Below are 4,103 nucleotides of genomic sequence, written 5' to 3'. Positions count from 1 at the left end.
GTCCAACCCGCTCGATCTGCCCAAGACGCTCGGTGTCACCGTCAAGGCCAACGAAGACTGATCGAAGCGATCTCGCTATGCGAAAAGCCCGGCAGCGATGCCGGGCTTTTTCTTGGGATTAGCGAATCGAAAGAATCGGTTCGGGCGGTTCTTTAAAGCATCGCCCAAAGCGCGCGATCAGGCGTCCTTCTTGGGCACGGCAACGCGCAGCGCCAGGTCGCGAAGCTGCTGCGGGCTCGCTTCCGAGGGTGCATTCATCAACAGATCATAGGCCTGCTGGTTCATCGGGAACATGGTGATCTCACGCAGGTTCTTGGCGCCGAGCAGCAGCATGACGACGCGGTCGACGCCGGCGGCCATGCCGCCATGCGGCGGTGCGCCATACTGGAAGGCACGATAGAGGCCGCCGAAGCGCTCCTCGACCGTGGCGCGGTCCAGCCCTACCGTCTCGAACGCCTTGACCATGGTTTCGGGCAGATGGTTGCGGATACCGCCTGAGGCGATCTCGAAACCGTTGCAGACCATGTCGTACTGGAACGCCTTGATGCCGAGCAGGTCCTCGCCATTCAGCGCATCGATGCCACCTTGCGGCATCGAGAACGGGTTGTGGGCGAAGTCGATCTTCTTCTCTTCCTCGTTCCACTCGAAGAACGGGAAGTCGACGATCCAGCACAGCTCGAAACGCTCGCGGTCGACAAGGTTCAGCTCCTCGCCGGCACGGGTGCGCGCAGCCCCCGCGAAGGAGACGAACTTCTTCGGGTCGCCGGCAACGAAGAAGGCGGCGTCGCCATCGGCAAGGCCGAGCTGAAGGCGGATCGCCTCGGTGCGCTCCTCGCCGATGTTCTTGGCGAGCGGACCGGCGCCTTCGAGCTTGTCGCCCTCCTTGCGCCAGAAGATATAGCCCAGCCCCGGCTGGCCCTCGCCCTGCGCCCAGGAATTCATGCGGTCGCAGAAGGCGCGGCTGCCGCCGGTCTTGGCGGGAATGCCCCACACTTCGGCCTTCGGGTCGCTGGCCAGGATGTTGGCGAACACCTTGAAGCCGGAATCGCGAAAATGATCGGAGACGGCCTGCATCTCGATCGGGTTGCGCAGGTCCGGCTTGTCGGAGCCGTATTTGCGCATGGCCACATCATAGGGAATGCGCTGGAAATTCTGCGTCACCGGCTTGCCGTTGGCGAAGGTCTCGAAGACCCCGCGCATGACAGGTTCCATGGTCGACAGCACGTCGTCCTGCTCGACGAAGCTCATTTCGAGGTCGAGCTGGTAGAATTCGCCGGGCAGGCGATCGGCACGCGGGTCCTCGTCGCGGAAGCAGGGCGCGATCTGGAAATAGCGGTCGAAGCCCGACACCATGATCAGCTGCTTATACTGCTGCGGCGCCTGCGGCAGCGCATAGAAGGTGCCGGGATGGATGCGCGACGGCACCAGGAAGTCGCGCGCGCCTTCCGGCGACGACGCGGTCAGGATCGGCGTCGAGAATTCGGTGAAGCCGACCTCGCCCATGCGCTTGCGCATTTCGGCGATGATTTTTGTCCGCGCAATGATGTTCTTGTGCAGCGTCTCGCGGCGCAGGTCGAGAAAACGGTATTTCAGCCTGATATCCTCGGGATAGTCAGGCTCGCCGAACACCGGCAGCGGCAATTCCTTGGCCGCCGACAGCACCTCGATCTCGCGGGCGAAGATCTCGATCTCGCCGGTCGGCAGATTGGCGTTGGTGGTCTCGGGCAAGCGCGCCTTGACCTCGCCGTCGACGCGGATGACCCACTCGCCGCGCACGGTCTCGGCGACCTTGAAGGCAGGCGAATCCGGATCGGCGACGATCTGGGTCAGGCCATAATTGTCGCGCAGGTCGATGAAGAGCAGGCCGCCATGATCGCGCACGCGATGCACCCAGCCGGACAGGCGAACGGTCGAGCCGACGTCGCTCTTCCTCAACTGGGCACAGGTATGGCTGCGGTAACGGTGCATTGTCATTGGTAAAGTCCGGGGTGCTGGGTTGCAGGCCAAGCATCAAGCCCGGCCTCAAAATTTGCGCGAAAAGCGCATGGGAGGCCGGATTTGTCAAGGCAAGCGGCTTCGACAGGACATCCGTTGTAAACTTGGGCGGCACAATGGATAGCGATATCCTCTACCGCTACGTTTACGGCAAATGAGATCAGGATATGCAAAACCAGAAGCTCTTTCTGACACCTCAAGAGCGCAGCCGCATCGTCAACCTGCTTGACGCGGCTCGCATAGACGATTGGGCGCGGTTCAAAGCCCTCTCCGATGGTGACTTTCCGAACGACGAATCGATGCGGGAGCAGTTCGACGGATCGCGGCTCATAATCGACTACGATCGTATCGACCCGGAACAGCAATTCGCTGTTGGCGTAGATCCCGACGGTTTCCGGCTCATCACCGGTCAGTTGCCTCCGCGCGACGATCAACGGCAACAGGTGATCATGACGATCTATAGCAAGAACCTAAACGACGGCCCGTTCATAAGCGTTTGGACCTTCCACGAAGAGTTGGACATATCCTCGCTGTAGTTTGCCGGGAATTGCTGCTGGCGTTGGCCAGGGCGATGGTCCAAGAAGGGATCACCGACACGTGATCGCCTCTTCATGTCCTCCATCCGCCCGATGATCCCGCTTCTTCTCGCCGCAGGCATCCTGCTCGGCGGCAATGGGCTGCAGAGCACGCTGATCGCGCTGCGCGGCGCGCAGGAAGGGTTTTCCGCTTCCGACATAGGCCTGATGGGCACCTTCTACTTCGCCGGCTTCCTGCTCGGCTGCCTAGCCATCACCCGCATCATGAAGGCGGTCGGCCATATCAGGGCATTTTCGGCGCTGGCGGCAATCGCCTCAGTCGGCACCTTGCTCCTGGTGCTGGTCATCGATCCGGTGATGTGGTGCGCGGTGCGTCTTGCCGGCGGCTTCTGCTTCGCCGGGCTGTTCACCATCGTCGAAAGCTGGCTGAATTCCGGCGTCAGCAATCACGATCGGGCACGCGTGCTGGCGATCTACCGGATGGTCGACATCGGTTCGGTGACATCAGCCCAGTTCCTGATCCCGATCTTCGGCGCTGGCGGTTTCGCTATCTTCGCCATCATGTCGATGATGATCACGCTGTCGCTGGTGCCGGTGTCGCTCGGCGACCGCTCCAACCCGACACCACCCGAAGAGGTCAAGCTCGACCTGGCGCGCGTCTGGCGGATTTCGCCGCTGGGCTGCTTCGGCTGCATCGCCGTCGGCGTCACCAACAGCGCCTTTCGCACCTTGTCCCCGGTCTATGCCGAGCAGATCGGCATGTCGGTCGCCGATGTCGTGACCTTCGTCAGCGTCGGCATCTTCGGCGGCGCCATCATCCAGTATCCGCTCGGCTACCTCTCCGACCGCTGGGACCGGCGCCGGGTGCTGCTGATGACGACCTGCTGCGCGATGCTTTCGGCGCTGGCGCTGGTGTTCATCGCCGGTAGCAATCCGCTGCTCAACTTCGTCCTCGTCTTCATCTTCGGCTGTTTCGCCATGCCGCTCTATTCGTTGTCGGCGGCCCACTCCAACGATCGCGCCGACACCGGCGAGTTCGTGCTGATCAACGCGGCGCTGATGCTGTTCTATTCCTTCGGCGCGATCGGCGGCCCGTTCGCCGCCTCGACGGCGATGCAATATTTCGGACCGGGCGCCCTGTTTGTATTCAGCGCGGTGGTCTATGCGATCTTCATCGCTGTCATCCTCTACCGCATGCAGGCTCGGTCCGGCGTGCCGGCGGGCAGGCGCGGCCGCTTCATTGCGCTCCTGCGCACTTCGACGGTTTTCGCGCGGCTGGCCAGGAGAAACGGCGATTCCGACGGTCCGGGAACCTCATGATGGCGGTGCCAAAGCTTGACGAAAGCCCCGGCGGCTGAAATCTAGGAAGACCTTACTCCTGCCAAAAGCGATTTGATGCACGTCATCACCACCCAGAAAGAACTCGAGACCGTTCTCGCCGCTTTCGAAAAGTCGGATTTCGTCACTGTCGACACCGAATTCATTCGAGAAACGACGTTTTGGCCGATCCTGTGCCTGATCCAGATGGCCGCTCCCGGCGTGACGGCACTGATCGATCCGCTGGCTCCCGAT

The 4,103-nt window shown here is 61.9% G+C and carries 3 protein-coding genes and 1 pseudogene; 3 read left to right on the top strand and 1 reads right to left on the bottom strand.

The window, feature by feature from the left end; genetic code table 11:
• Window positions 1–177: 177 nt before the first annotated feature.
• Entirely contained in the window at window positions 178–1,968 is a 1,791-nt protein-coding gene (gene aspS / locus EN994_RS20830; RefSeq protein ID WP_063170205.1) for an aspartate--tRNA ligase, read from the bottom strand.
• A 194-nt stretch (window positions 1,969–2,162) separates the two neighbouring features.
• On the opposite strand from aspS, the gene EN994_RS20825 reads away from it, so the two are divergent.
• The 3 genes and pseudogenes from EN994_RS20825 to EN994_RS36215 all read left to right on the top strand — a co-directional run.
• Entirely contained in the window at window positions 2,163–2,531 is a 369-nt protein-coding gene (locus EN994_RS20825; protein ID WP_024504702.1) for a hypothetical protein, read from the top strand.
• 75 nt (window positions 2,532–2,606) lie between these two features.
• The gene (locus tag EN994_RS20820; protein WP_063167752.1) at window positions 2,607–3,851 is read left to right on the top strand and encodes an MFS transporter; all 1,245 of its coding nucleotides are present in this window, start codon (window positions 2,607–2,609) and stop codon (window positions 3,849–3,851) included.
• Window positions 3,852–3,926: 75 nt separating this feature from the next.
• Window positions 3,927–4,103, top strand: a pseudogene (locus tag EN994_RS36215) (ribonuclease D); the annotation flags it as partial.

This window comes from Mesorhizobium sp. M7A.F.Ca.CA.002.09.1.1, from assembly GCF_003998555.1.
GTDB lineage: Bacteria > Pseudomonadota > Alphaproteobacteria > Rhizobiales > Rhizobiaceae > Mesorhizobium > Mesorhizobium ciceri.
This window is presented reverse-complemented; position numbering and strand designations above follow the sequence as displayed.